The following is a 13,449-nucleotide window of genomic DNA, read 5'->3' on the forward strand; positions in this document are numbered from 1 at the left end:
TCGCCACGGTACGGGAGGAAGGGGCAAAAGTCTATAATAAATATAAAGACAAATTTGGATGTAATTATAATATTATGAAATTTATTTAGCTAGTATAATATCTTTCAAACACATTCTTCGTTGATCTATTTTAAGACTGGAAGCTCTCCAATTATTATTCAGGGAAAATCTGCCAACGGTTCACCTTTCTATCGCATATCGAAGCTTTTATAAATTCTCTATTTACTTCCCACCGTCTTCGCTTAGTCTGCGAATATTTGTTTCCGTACGCCTGTGTACCAGGCCACCCAATGCAGCCACGGATTGGTATTCATACCGACCTGTCTGCCCAATAGATTTTTGTTTAAACGGGGAGCGAAGGGAGAAATTCCTGAGGAACTGAATCAACCCTCGGTAACTTTTACTTACTCTAGTGCCGGAGTGCAGATTTTCAGACCTTCCAGATCAAGTTGAAAAACTTTTTGAGTAAGCTTTGTGAGTAGATACTAATTATTCGACTTTTATTATCAAAATCATTTATTATAAATGGTTTCAAGCGTAAAAATTTACAGTTTCCTAATAATTTAAACCCCTTACGCATTCTTTATTGTTTAAATTTTAGATTTCGTAATTTTCCCGCACTATGTCCAAACTGATCTCCCAGGCTGGTTCAAAAGAAATGGTGTTTAAGGATGAAGTCACCACCAAATTTGAACTCTACAACAGTCTTTTTCTTACGCTGCCCTTTTATACAGTAAAAAATACAGGGCTGGCTTTGCCGTATTTCTTTAAGCATTGCGAAGAAGGCACTGAGCAGCACTTAAGTCCTGAAGAAATTATATCGACATTCTTCACCAAGCAGAAAGGCTTGACCGAAGAAAAAGATGTCAATGATTTGCTATTTCTCTTTATTCAATATATAGAAAGACAGGTAGTATTGTTTGATGCAGTGGAAGATGCAGCCTACTCAAAAATTACAATGAGTGATGAAGTAAGTACCCTAAGCAACCTTATGAATCGGGCATCAGAGAATGAAGACCTGTATAAAAATATAAGAGAAGCACTGAAGGAACTCAAGCTAAGACTGGTATTTACCGCGCACCCCACTCAGTTTTATCCGGGAGCGGTGTTAGGTATCATGACCGATCTGACCTATGCCATCAAAGAGAATGATGTAAAAGCAATCAGTTTGCTGCTGCAGCAACTCGGCAAAACACCCTTTTTCAAAAAAGAAAAGCCCAGTCCTGTTGACGAAGCGGTTAGTCTGACCTGGTACCTCGAGAACATTTTGTATCATACTGCTTCCGACGTCCACAGTACCCTGGAAGATGTTTTTAAACTTAACCTGGGTAATCACAGCCTGATAGAATTGGGTTTCTGGCCCGGTGGCGACCGTGACGGCAACCCTTTTGTAACAGCCGAAACTACCAGGGATGTTTCCTATTTCCTTCGAAAGGCTTTGTTTAGGTGCTATTACAGAGATTTCAGGAATATGAAGCGCCGTATCACTTTTAACGGGGTAGAAAAGCCTATGGCAATTCTCGAACAGTTAATCTATGGAAACGCCTTTGACCCGAATCCCGAAAAGAAGGATATTAAAGAAGAGTTATTATTAAATCTGCGTTCAATTAAACAGGTGCTCCGCAACTATCATGATGGTTTATTTTCTGATGTGGTTGATGACATGATTTGGAAGGTGAAGCTTTTTGGATGTCATTTCGCCTCGTTGGACATTCGGCAAGATAGTCGCGTTTTAAGAAACCTCTTCTCTGAATGTATGGCCTCAGGCGAATTGAAGAGTAAGATACCTGGTGGGTATTTGGAGCTTTCAGAAGCTGATAAAATCGAGTCAATTCCATTAGAGACAGCTGATTTTACCTCCTATACAAATTTTGCTGATCTCAGTAAAGACGGCCTCGAAGTCATTCGCCTAATTAAAGACCTGCAAAAACATAATGGAAAAAGAGCCTGTCATCGGTTTATAATCAGTAATTGCCAGCAGGCATCGGATATATTGCAATTGATGCAGTTGTTTTTATGGAGTGGCTGGAAGATGGATGAATTGGATATTGATTTTGTTCCGCTTTTCGAAACCATTGACGATTTAAAAATAGCGGATGAGGTGATGAAGAGTCTTTATCAGCACCCCATTTATCAAAAACATTTGATCAGACGTAAAAATCGGCAGGTTATTATGCTGGGCTTTTCCGACAGTACTAAAGATGGCGGCTACCTGATGGCTAACTGGTCTATTTATGACGCTAAAGCTAGCTTGACCACAGTTTCCAGGGAAAATGGGATAGAGCTGGCCTTCTTTGACGGTCGGGGAGGTCCTCCAGCTAGAGGAGGCGGCAAAACACATAAATTCTATGCCTCTTTCGGTAAGGATGTTGCAAATAAGCAGATTCAGATAACCGTGCAGGGTCAAACCATCAGTTCGCATTTTGGCACCTTTGAAAGCTCCATTAACAATATGGAACAGCTCATACATGCCGGCATTACTTCCGCGCTGGATAAGCAGGAAGCAAACACCATGAATGATCGTGAAAAGGAGCTGTTCGGGCAAATGGCAGGCAAAAGCTATGAGTCCTTTATGGAATTAAGGCAGCATCCCCTGTTTTTAAAATTTTTAGAGGTGCAAAGCCCTTTGAAAATGCTATCGCAGATTAACATAAGTAGCCGCCCCGTGAAGAGGAATACCGACACGGAGTTGAAACTTGAAGATCTGCGGGCAATTAGTTTTGTGACCTCATGGAGCCAGCTAAAGCAGAATATTCCCGGATTTTACGGTGTGGGCACAGCTTTGAAGTATATTAAAGACAATGGTGACTGGAATGAAGTGAAAGCTTTGTATAAGCAATCTAGTTTTTTTAAAACCGTTATAGACAATTGTATGATGTCTATGTCAAAGGCTGACTTTAGAGTAACTGCTTACCTGGAGAATGACAAAGTATTTGGCACATTCTGGAAACTTCTAAAAGCAGAGTACGATTTGACAGAAATTTTAGTGTTGGATCTTAGCGATACTAAGGTTTTGATGGAAAGATATCCGATTGAACAACAATCCATCTCCGTTCGGGAAAAGATCACGCTACCACTTGTCATTATACAGCGCTATGCTATTATCAAAAGTTTGGATCCGGATACCAGCGAAGATCAAAAGGCTGTATACGACAAACTGATCTTAAGGACTATTTACGGTATTGTAAATGCAGCAAGAAACTCAGCATAAGAAATTGTAATTTGCGGCTGCTCTGACCAGAATAAGTTAATTCAATTTCAATCAGAGCAGCTTTGCAGCTGAGGTATGATTTTCATTAAATGATATCACTTTAGCATATTATAGTCTGAAAAACGGATCTGGCCCGGCTCCGACTGGGATGTCAGCGTTATAAGAGAACTGAAGTTTCTCAGAAGCGATCTTTGTGATATCCAGCGTCACCGATGTTCCACTTTTACTTGTAGGAGCAGGCACCGATAACTCGCCACGCTCAGGAACATTATATAGCGTCACATATTCTGTTTTATATGTCTGTCCATGGCGGATATACTTCACCGCAATTTTAACTGTATCTAAAGGAAAGTCACTTTTATTCTGTACGATGGCCTTCAGATTATGTATCCCACCAAACTTGCTGTAAAATTTAAAATTGTTGTGAGTCGCTTTGATAAAGGTTGCCCAGTTATTCCTGATACTACTGTTTACTGTATCTTTATTTTCTATTTCTTTTTTTACTTCAGGCTTAGTAATATTTTGAACCGAAGCTACTTTCTTTTCAGGCGTTGATGCAACCTTTGATAATGTAATAACTTCCTGCTTTTTTGAAATGACGGAATCGCTTTTTTTATAGTAATACACAAATCCGTTGAGGGCTAATAAAACTATAGCTGCCCATTGTAAAGCTGAAATTCGTGAACGTGTTTTCGGTTCGCTTATAGCATCAGCGGTAAAAATATATTTTGGGCCTTCAAGTTTTTTGAAATGATGCGGCGGCCCTGTTTCAGATATAATCGACTTTATTGCTTTAACTGTACCTGCGGGCATCCATTTAGCTCCATCCTGAGATATTAAGGTATCTGTGTTTATATCTTTCTTTCTTAATTCTTCGAGTGAAAAGGGACCTTCCTTTCCGCCGGAAGTCTGAATGTAATATACGGTCATTCTGTGAAGCCTAAGGAGCTTGACACTTATACGAAGTTAAGGAGGTTTAGGTTATAGGAAAAATATTTTCAATCTTATTGCCAATAACCCTATTGCCGGATCAACGGATTTCTTTTGATATCACCCTTGGATGTTCATTACAATGGAGGTTTGCACCTTTTGAAATCCAGTTTCACCAAAATGAGACTAGTGCGAACAGAGTAAATTAATGCCGCTATATAATAACACTTATAATGATATGTCGTATTCAGTTGTATTAAGCTATGTATTCTAAGCGGCCTCTTCTACTAGAATCACCTTTGAGCGATTCGAATTAGTAATTAAATCTGGTTGAAAATAAAATCGTAATTGGGCTGTTGACAGAGCACAAAACAAACCTTCACTCTGCAGCGGAAAAACATATCAGTCAAGAACAGCAAAAAAACCTATAATTATAAAAGATCATGAAGATCGCCGGTATTACGTTAGTAAGCATATTCGCTGTTGCGATTTTCGCTTATTTTAATATCAATCGCATGTTTACTGATTTGGCTGAACCTGTTTTATTTGATAGTGATCCGGTGATTCATGATTTATAAAATCTGTTAATCCTGTTTCTCATTCAGCCTTCGAACACATCTGTAGTTGCCGGCAAGGCTTTAATTTTTCTATAAGCGAAAAGAGAAATAATGACCCTCAATTGCAGAAAAGCTTCTTTCGGGCAACCGTTAAATATGAATTTGCTTCATCTGCTCTACTGATAAACCTGAAATATGATACTATTTTCAAAAAAATAATTAAGATTAAAAATATGTTTTCTATTATTGTCTACTAATCCGATAGACTTTATATGGCAGTTGCCTTTACTTCGAACTCTCCCAGTGTCCGCCTCTACTACTCTCGCTATGGTATGTGCTGTTGTTGCTTTATGTGATCTCCTCAAATAAACAACAGCTTTTCCATTCACTATTTTTTACCAAACCTCCATGACGACCTCGAGCCTTTTTGCCAAAAAGAATATTGCCTCATCTATTTCAAACATCATTTTCAAGTACCTCATGATCATAGTCCTAATTGTCATAAGTTCCAGCCAATTAGTTCAAGGCCAGCAAAGTCAACTAATTGAAGTAACAGGTCAGGTTACTGAGCAGGACGGTGGTGGCACCCTCCCCGGAGTTAGCGTTCAGATAAAGGGTACTATATCTGGAACAACAACAGATGAAAAAGGTAATTTCAGGCTTAAGTCAAAGCTAAAATTTCCTTTTACCCTGGTGTTTTCAAGCATAGGCTTTGCCTCTCAAGAATTTGAGGTAAAGGAAACTGGCCCCCAGCTTCATATCGCACTTGTTACTCAAACTCTATTAGGAAATGAAGTGGTGATCACCGCTTCGCGGGTAGAAGAAAGCATTCTAAAATCGCCGGTGGCGATTGAGAAACTGGATATAAGGGCAATCCGTGAGTCTCCTGCACCAAGCTTTTATGACGCTCTCGAAAATGTGAAAGGCGTGCAAATGACCACTTCCAGCATTACTTTTAAAGTTCCTAATACACGCGGTTTCAACATTCCTAATAACTTTCGTTTCGTGCAGTTGGTTGATGGAGTTGATATGCAAGCCGGAACCCTTGGTGTTCCACTCGGCAACGCCATCGGGCCGACAGAATTAGACATTGCTAGTGTTGAGATCACACCCGGAGCAGCATCTGCATTGTATGGTATGAGTGCTATAAACGGTATGGCCAATCTATTAACGAAGAGCCCTTTTTTGTACCAGGGTTTAAGCGTCTATCAAAAAACAGGTCTTAACCATGTTGGTGGCACAGGCCGTGAACAAAGCAATCTTACGGAGTCAGCACTGCGTTATGCAAAAGCCTTTAACAACAAGTTTGCATTTAAAGTTAACCTCAGTTATATGAGAGGCACAGACTGGCTGTCGGATACCAAAACGAATCAAAACCCTAACAACTTAAATACTGCTAACCCTAATTTTCAGGATTTGACTGCAGATGCTGACAATCCTGGATATGATGCATGGAATAAGTATGGCGATGATAACGGAAGCAATGCGGTTACTCTTAGCGGCCTATCAATTCCGGGTAAGCCAGGAAGCCAAAGCATCCTGGTGAGACGTACCGGGTACTGGGAAAAAGACGTAGTAAATCCAATTGTTGATAATTTGAAGGTTGATGCTTCGCTGCACTATCGCCTGAGTCCGAATGCTGAGCTTTCTTATGGCTACCGATTTGGTAAGCTAGACGGCCTTTTTCAGCGTGGAAACAAGATCCAGATGGATAATGTAAGCGTGCAAAACCACAAACTCGAATTAAAGGGATTCAATTATTTCGTTAAGTCATATGTGTCAATCGAGAATACAGGGGATTCTTATAATATTAAGCCTTTAGTGGATAATTTGGATATTACCAGTGGCGGAACAAACTCAGTTTGGGGCGCTAAATACAAAGCAGCACTTCAAGATGCGATAAATAATGGCTCTCCGCTTTCTGCAGCATTAAAGATAGGCAGATCGGCTGCCGATGCCGGACGAGTAGAACCGGGAACCCCTGAATTTGATGCTCTGAAAAATACGATTACCGGCATCAATAATTGGGATAACGGAGCTGTAATTGCCGGTGCGCCTGCCACAGGGGGAGCCTGGCTAACGCAACGGAGCCGAACCTATCATACCGACGCACAACTAGATCTGACAAAAAAGGTTCGTGTGTTCAACTTGCTGGTGGGAGCCGACGCAAGAATCTATGAAGTAATACCTGATGGAAATAACTTTGTAGATTTTTCAAGACCTAATGCCGACAGAAACAAGCCTTTGGCTGACGGCAGTTTTGGTGACAATGTGTACTATAAGAAGTTTGGGGCCTTTGCCCAGGTTACAAAAATCCTTCTAGAAGAGAAACTTAAGCTTTTTGCTTCTCTGCGCGTAGATTACAACCCTGAATTCACCGCTAAATTCAATCCCCGGGTAGCTGCAGTTTATACAGTCGCTGATAAACATAATTTCAGAGCGTCGTTCCAGAACGGATATCGTTTCCCTGCTTTATTCGAAGCAATCTCATTTGTAAATAATGGAAACGTTCGACGTGTGGGTGGTTTATCCTATATCAATGAAGGCCTGAATTATTTAGATAACTCTTACACTTTAAGTTCTAACAACGCATTTAACGCTGCGGTAAACACTGATGTTGCCGCGGGGCTGTTAACAAACGATGCCGCCTTAAAAAACAAGGGCCTCTTAGAGGTAACTAATCTGGCTGAAACCCGTCCGGAGAAGATCAATTCATTTGAAGTTGGCTACAAAAGTGTGCTTGCCGAAAACAGACTGGTAATAGATCTTGATGCCTACATCAACCAATATGATGGCTTCCTTGGCCAGGTAGAAGTATCCGTGCCTTACAAAAGAGCAGTTGCAGGAAGCCCAAGTTTCGTTGAACAAGTGCCGGTAGGATCAGATGACGCGGTGATAGCTATGCTTCGATCGAATCGTGATGCTCAGCAAACTCGCTACCGTGTTTATACAAATGCCAAGAACAAGTATAATAACTACGGATCGGCATTAGGCCTTACGTATAATTTCTACCGGAAGTTCACACTTGCAGGAAATGTGAGTTATAACAACATGACCCAGAATGAGCAAAAGGATGTTTTCGAAACCGGCTTTAATACCCCGAACTGGACAACCAATATTTCATTCGGCAATCGTGAGGTCGTAAAAAATCTTGGATTTAACCTGGTGTGGAGATGGCAGGATAAGTTTGCATGGGAAAGCCCCCTTGTAAATGGAACAGTGTCTTCTTTCCACACTTTTGATGGCCAGGTAAGCTACAAAGTGCCACAATACAAAGCCGTTTTAAAAGTGGGAGCCACCAATATTCTGAATAAATCCTATGTTCAATACGCAGGAGGGCCAACTATTGGTGGGTTATATTATACCGCAATTACTTTCGACGGTTTGCTACACAAGTAGCCGGAGTGATTTCGTCAGTGAGCCGGCATAGAGACAGCTATACCGGAGTTTTTATCAGAATTTAGTAATGCAGGTCGAAGAACAAGTTAGGGAAAAAGCAGTGAAAGTGGGTGTTGCGTCGGTGAGATCACAGGAAAAGAAATGGATGAAGGTGGCGTATATATCACTATTCGCGCTGGCTTTTATGTTTGTGAGTCTTGCTTTTTACTCCTATGTATCTTTTTCTACAGTAATTACAGTAAGTAAAGATTTGTACGCCGGAATCGATGAAATATTCTTCTGGATGTTGGTCGTAGGATTTTGCGCGCAAATGGTTGACGGCGCTTTAGGGATGGGTTATGGAGTTATTTCCACTACGCTTCTTTTATCCCTGGGATTGAACCCTGCAGTTATTTCTGGCAGCATTCATACGGCGGAGATGTTTTCAAGCGGCGCCTCGGGCTTCAGTCATTACCGTTTTGGCAATGTTAATATGAAGCTCTTCAAAACCTTACTTATTCCGGGTGTTGTTGGGGCAATAGTAGGAGCCATAGTTCTTAGCTATGCAGGAGACAATTATTCGCAGTGGATCAGGCCTGTTATCTCGATATATACCTTGCTACTGGGTATTAAAATATTGACGAGCGCCTTCAAAGAGAAGGCGAAACCACAAAAAGTGAAGCGTGCCGGGTGGCTTGCCGGAGCAGGGGGATTTTTAGACTCATTTGGTGGCGGAGGCTGGGGGCCGCTGGTAACAAGCACCCTGATCTCTAAAGGCCGGACTCCCAAGTATGTAATAGGTTCGGTTAGTCTAACCGAGTTTTTCGTAACCATGGCTAGCGCTGTGACCTTTTTTGTAATCCTTGGAGTTAGCCACTGGCAAACTATTGTGGGTCTTATTATCGGTGGAGTAATAGCTGCGCCGTTTGCCGCAAAATTGGTAGGGAAGCTTCCCCTTAAGAAAATGTTTATAGGAGTCGGAGCGATCGTAATTATTTCAAGCATCCGTATCATCTGGAATTCAATTGATAAGTTAATCACGTAGATCAGATTTGTCTGCCCTGCTATCTATTTACAGTGATCCTCGCGCCTTCTTTTAAACGAATTTCCAAAAATATCAGCATCAGAGCTTTTGTCGATGGTATCACAGCATCTGTAATCGGTGCCCTTGCCGGAGCGGTCATCATTATCGGAATTAGAACAGTTATTGACATTCCAACGGCAGTGATCGCGAGCCTGACCGTGTTTTCTTTGATCTACATAAAAAAAATAAAGGAGCTTGCATTGATTCTTATCGCTGCGATCATTGGTATCCTGATTCGTATGATTTAATTTCTGTAAAAAAACTTTGCGTTAATTATTCAATGAAATTTCTTGCGGAGCCTTCAAATACAGTAACATAGGCCCTGAACTCTTTTTAGCTTATACAAAATTCGAAATGCTATTAAAGGGTTACGTCTATTAGCACTGTTTTCTTAATTATTTACGTAAGCCGATCAAAAAATACGACCTTCACTCATCTTTAGATACAATCTAGCTTTATGAAACTTATCCTTTCAACCTTTACCTGCATGTTGATCTTTACTCAAATGTTCGCACAAGCGCCGGTCAGGGTCGCCATCGCGGGCTTGAGCCATGGGCATGTGGATTGGGTATTTAACCGGGCCGACAAGAAAGACATTTTGCTAGTGGGTATCTATGAACCTAATAAAGAGCTGGCGAACAAATATGCCGATAAATACAAGTTGAGTAGAGATCTCTTCTTTACCGATTTGAATACTATGCTTGATAGGGTGAAGCCTGAGGCTGTTTCTGCTTTTGGAGCAACTAACGAGCACATCAAGGTCGTCAGGGCATGTGCTCCAAGGAAGATCCATGTAATGGTTGAAAAGCCATTGGCCACTACCTTTGCTGATGCGAAGGAAATTGAAAACCTTGCTGTAAAGAACTCTATCCATGTCCTGACTAATTTTGAAACTTCATGGTATGCCAGCAACCAATATTTGTACAACTTATATAAAGAAGGTAAAATCGGCAATATTAGCAAGGTTATGGTTAACGACGGTCACCAGGGACCAAAGGAAATAGGGGTTAGTGAAGAGTTCCTGGAAATCCTGATTGACCCTGTAAAAAATGGAGCGGGAGCATTAATGGACTTCGGGTGTTACGGAGCAAACTTGATGACCTGGTTGCTAAACGGACAAAGACCGGTTTCCGTTACCACAATGATAAGTCAAAATAAACCACACATCTACCCCCGGGTGGACGATGAAGCGACTATAGTTCTGCAATACCCCAAGGCACAATGCGTCATTCAGGCATCCTGGAACTGGACTTTCTCGCGTAAGGATATGGAAGTGTATGGCGATAAGGGCTATGCTATTGCTACTGATGGTAACACGGTACGGGAACGCCTTGAGGAAAGATCACCTGAGAAGGTCATCAAACTGGATTCCCGGCCTGCTCCGTATAACGATCCTTTTTCAATGCTCGCAGAGGTTGTCAGTGGTAGAGTAAAGCTTGATGATTTCGACCAATATGGATTGCCCGTAAACGTGATGGCGGTAGAGATCCTTGAAGCAGCGAAGGAATCTGCGAAATTAAAGAAGAGTGTGTTTTTGAAGTGATAGGTTATCGTGTGATCTTTTAATCGCTGCCTTTCATCAAAACATGGTATTACTATTCATTGAATGCTCGGGAACAACCTGTAAGACATCCCAGTGTTCAACGATCTTGCCGAACTCATCGAAGCGGAATATGTCAATGCCAGCATAGTCATGATCGCCAGGCCAGTGCTGGTGGCAATGCAGCACTACAAACTCCCTTTCGCCGATCACCTTCTTAAACTCAACTTTCTTTCCAGGATACTCCTTCGCCATCTTTTTAAAATATTCAATAAATGCCTTTTTACCATCACCTACATGCGGATTATGCTGAATATAGTTTACACCGGTATACAGATCGATGGCCTCTTCGGGCTGACATTGATTAAACATCAGGTCGTAGAACGCGACAGCATTCTGTTTGTTAAGCTCTGTCATAAAGTTAGTTTAACCTTTGATTTCTCAATCCGGAGTGCTGCAAATTATGTTCCACAGCCTGCTACCTAAAGCAACATGTAGTACCGAAGCAAAAACCAAACACCTGTGGCAGTGATCGCTATGGCCAGAATGATTAATGATCTTCTTCTAACCGCTACCGGTTGCTTTGCTAATTGAACGGTTTGGATGATCACACCGCCAGCTATTAATATCCCGCAGGCAATGATCCATAGTCCGGAATAACCAATATTTCTTAGCATGGAGATTGCAAATACTCCAAGGAGCGTAATTAATGGGGAGATCTTTAATATCGTTTGCAATCTGAAACAATGCTAAGCCTCTATAAATATAAGTTTTTTACAAGATTTTCAAACCTTCGCATCCTAAAGTAAAATCTAATTGAATCAGCGTGGCATTAATTCTGACTCAACGGTTTTTTGCTGCCATTCATTTTCAAGAATACTCATTTCCATGATACTCCAGTAGTTATCGCCGTGCCTGCTTATGTCACGCAGAACTCCATCAGTAATAAAACCGCATTTTTTATAGCATCTGATGGCTGGTTCGTTAAAATCATAAACGCCAAGACTCATGCGATGAAGGTTAAGCTCCTTAAATCCTGTTCGGAGCATGGCATTAATCATCTGCTCTCCGATTTTTTTGCCTCTTTCCGCAGGATTTCCAACAATTACCCGCGTGATTCTCGCAGAACGGTTTTCCCGGTTCAGCGCAGTTAAGGATATATGACCCACGATTTCTCCGCTCTCAGAATCAACTGCTTTATAGATCAGCGTTTCTGAGCGATCGAAATCGTTTGCGCCCTTCAAATACCAATGTAATTTATCTTCGGTAAGTGGAAATTTGAAATGAGAACCAGCCCAATTCAGTAAGAGGTCTTTGTCACTAATCCACCCCATCAGCGATTGGAAATCGTTGGCGGTAAAGTATTGTAGCTCAATCATAAAAAACGGTAAAGAATGTAGTTTCAGCAGTTTGATAAACGCAAGCAATGTAAAAGGATTTTCTGAATATGTTTAATAGTCCCTTACCTTTTTCAGCATCGATATTCTACTAAATTTGTAAATAGATTTTACCCGATCTCATAATACATTTATGACGGGTCATTCGTTTTAATTAGCGGCATCAATTTTGAAAATAATATTTGTCAGCTCAGCAAACTTATTAGCTGTTTTTTCGTAAAACATTTCATCCACTAACGTTCTCAATGAGTCAATATTTTATTCAAACCCGTACCGGTCAGGAAGGTCCTTTTGTATTAGAGGAGCTGTCTAAGAAGACTATTGATCGGGATACACTGGTTTGGTATAAGGGGATAAATGACTGGACACGTGCAGGTGAGATTGAAGCACTGAAGTCTTTGTTTAAGAGTGAGGCAGCTCCCGCTCCTGAAACTTTCATAGCTCCAGCATATGATAATCTGGAAAGACGATCTGATTTGTCATTACTCCAATGGGCCGGAATCGGCGTTCTGATGATCTCGGCTTTTATATACTTTGCCAGACCGGGGGATGCAGGCAATGCCAGATCAAAGTATACTGCCCCGACCATTGATAGTGCGGCTACCTCAGCCTCCAATGAGATAGCAGAGAAGAGGCGGGTGATGTCTGAACTGGCAGCAAAAAATATTAATTATCGAAATAATTGGGGCCGCTACATCAAAGCGAATGCCGGCAACTTTAAAACCAACACCTTCGGTGGCATCTATAATCTTGAGGCAACCGTTAACAATCAAACGGATTATCCCCTCGAAGAAGTTAGCATTGCTGTAAGCTATATAAAAGAAAATGGGGGAACACATAAAACTGAGATAGTGACCAGCTATAATGTGCCGGCACATGGCAAAGCCTCGGTACCGGCCCCGGATAGCAATCGCGGTAAATCGGTTAACCTGCGGATTACGAAAATAAAAGCGAAAAGAATGAATTTTTTATATAGCCCCGATATTTCGGTTGAAGGAAGAGATGACCCTTATTACAAGGTCAATTAGTTTTACTATTTTTAAATCAATTTGCAGGCTAGGTACGATTGCCCTTAAGCCTGCGTTTTTTAAGGCATGCAAGATATGATCATCAAGACAACTGGATTTACTTTATTGGGGATTATGGGTGTAGCCCTTTTAACCTACACTTATTTTAATTTTATGTTTACCGATCTGGCGGAAGACAATGCATTTGAGAATGCACAGATACCTCATTACCTGTAACAATATTTGTTATTGTCGAATTAATTTATTCTAAATTGTCATCAATGGCCTGGTCTCTCAAGTCCGTTAGATCAGAGTCATAGGTAGATGCTGATGAAAGCCGCCCAA

General features: G+C 41.2%; 11 protein-coding genes. 7 read left to right on the forward strand and 4 right to left on the reverse strand.

Going from position 1 to position 13,449, the window contains the following annotated elements; translation table 11 throughout:
- Positions 1-622 precede the first annotated feature (622 nt).
- On the forward strand, positions 623-3,211 hold the full coding sequence (locus tag AC1MCB_RS16525; RefSeq protein WP_479965819.1) for a phosphoenolpyruvate carboxylase: 2,589 nt from the start codon (positions 623-625) through the stop codon (positions 3,209-3,211).
- A 108-nt stretch (positions 3,212-3,319) separates the two neighbouring features.
- Here AC1MCB_RS16525 and AC1MCB_RS16530 read toward each other — a convergent pair whose 3' ends face one another.
- On the reverse strand, positions 3,320-4,141 hold the full coding sequence (locus tag AC1MCB_RS16530; RefSeq protein ID WP_479965820.1) for a DUF4339 domain-containing protein: 822 nt from the start codon (positions 4,139-4,141) through the stop codon (positions 3,320-3,322).
- A gap of 965 nt (positions 4,142-5,106) precedes the next feature.
- Here AC1MCB_RS16530 and AC1MCB_RS16535 point away from each other — a divergent pair.
- The 4 genes from AC1MCB_RS16535 to AC1MCB_RS16550 all read left to right on the forward strand — a co-directional run bounded on the left by AC1MCB_RS16535 (position 5,107) and on the right by AC1MCB_RS16550 (position 10,703).
- On the forward strand, positions 5,107-8,097 hold the full coding sequence (locus AC1MCB_RS16535) for a TonB-dependent receptor (protein ID WP_479965821.1): 2,991 nt from the start codon (positions 5,107-5,109) through the stop codon (positions 8,095-8,097).
- A gap of 67 nt (positions 8,098-8,164) precedes the next feature.
- Entirely contained in the window at positions 8,165-9,121 is a 957-nt protein-coding gene (locus tag AC1MCB_RS16540; protein WP_479965822.1) for a sulfite exporter TauE/SafE family protein, read from the forward strand.
- Between the two features lie 32 nt (positions 9,122-9,153).
- Entirely contained in the window at positions 9,154-9,408 is a 255-nt protein-coding gene (locus tag AC1MCB_RS16545) for a chromate transporter (protein ID WP_479965823.1), read from the forward strand.
- Positions 9,409-9,617: 209 nt separating this feature from the next.
- On the forward strand, positions 9,618-10,703 hold the full coding sequence (locus AC1MCB_RS16550; RefSeq protein WP_479965824.1) for a Gfo/Idh/MocA family protein: 1,086 nt from the start codon (positions 9,618-9,620) through the stop codon (positions 10,701-10,703).
- Between the two features lie 36 nt (positions 10,704-10,739).
- Here AC1MCB_RS16550 and AC1MCB_RS16555 read toward each other — a convergent pair whose 3' ends face one another.
- The 3 genes from AC1MCB_RS16555 to AC1MCB_RS16565 form a co-directional block, all read right to left on the reverse strand.
- On the reverse strand, positions 10,740-11,117 hold the full coding sequence (locus AC1MCB_RS16555) for a nuclear transport factor 2 family protein (protein ID WP_479965825.1): 378 nt from the start codon (positions 11,115-11,117) through the stop codon (positions 10,740-10,742).
- A 65-nt stretch (positions 11,118-11,182) separates the two neighbouring features.
- Entirely contained in the window at positions 11,183-11,437 is a 255-nt protein-coding gene (locus AC1MCB_RS16560; RefSeq protein ID WP_479965826.1) for a hypothetical protein, read from the reverse strand.
- 84 nt (positions 11,438-11,521) lie between these two features.
- Positions 11,522-12,079: a GNAT family N-acetyltransferase gene (locus AC1MCB_RS16565; protein ID WP_479965827.1), complete on the reverse strand. Its 558-nt coding sequence runs from the start codon at positions 12,077-12,079 to the stop codon at positions 11,522-11,524.
- Between the two features lie 263 nt (positions 12,080-12,342).
- On the opposite strand from AC1MCB_RS16565, the gene AC1MCB_RS16570 reads away from it, so the two are divergent.
- Positions 12,343-13,125, forward strand: coding sequence for a DUF4339 domain-containing protein (locus AC1MCB_RS16570; RefSeq protein WP_479965828.1), 783 nt, complete (start codon positions 12,343-12,345; stop codon positions 13,123-13,125).
- A gap of 75 nt (positions 13,126-13,200) precedes the next feature.
- On the forward strand, positions 13,201-13,341 hold the full coding sequence (locus tag AC1MCB_RS16575; RefSeq protein ID WP_479965829.1) for a hypothetical protein: 141 nt from the start codon (positions 13,201-13,203) through the stop codon (positions 13,339-13,341).
- Positions 13,342-13,449: the final 108 nt, after the last annotated feature.

This window comes from Daejeonella sp. AP26 (assembly GCF_056680515.1).

Coding starts and splice junctions, on each gene's coding strand:
- AC1MCB_RS16525 (WP_479965819.1), top strand. CDS start 623: ATGTCCAAACTGATCTCCCAGGCTGGTTCAAAAGAAATGGTGTTTAAG.
- AC1MCB_RS16555 (WP_479965825.1), bottom strand. CDS start 11,117: ATGACAGAGCTTAACAAACAGAATGCTGTCGCGTTCTACGACCTGATG.
- AC1MCB_RS16535 (WP_479965821.1), top strand. CDS start 5,107: ATGACGACCTCGAGCCTTTTTGCCAAAAAGAATATTGCCTCATCTATT.
- AC1MCB_RS16565 (WP_479965827.1), bottom strand. CDS start 12,079: ATGATTGAGCTACAATACTTTACCGCCAACGATTTCCAATCGCTGATG.
- AC1MCB_RS16550 (WP_479965824.1), top strand. CDS start 9,618: ATGAAACTTATCCTTTCAACCTTTACCTGCATGTTGATCTTTACTCAA.
- AC1MCB_RS16530 (WP_479965820.1), bottom strand. CDS start 4,141: ATGACCGTATATTACATTCAGACTTCCGGCGGAAAGGAAGGTCCCTTT.
- AC1MCB_RS16540 (WP_479965822.1), top strand. CDS start 8,165: ATGCAGGTCGAAGAACAAGTTAGGGAAAAAGCAGTGAAAGTGGGTGTT.
- AC1MCB_RS16570 (WP_479965828.1), top strand. CDS start 12,343: ATGAGTCAATATTTTATTCAAACCCGTACCGGTCAGGAAGGTCCTTTT.
- AC1MCB_RS16575 (WP_479965829.1), top strand. CDS start 13,201: ATGATCATCAAGACAACTGGATTTACTTTATTGGGGATTATGGGTGTA.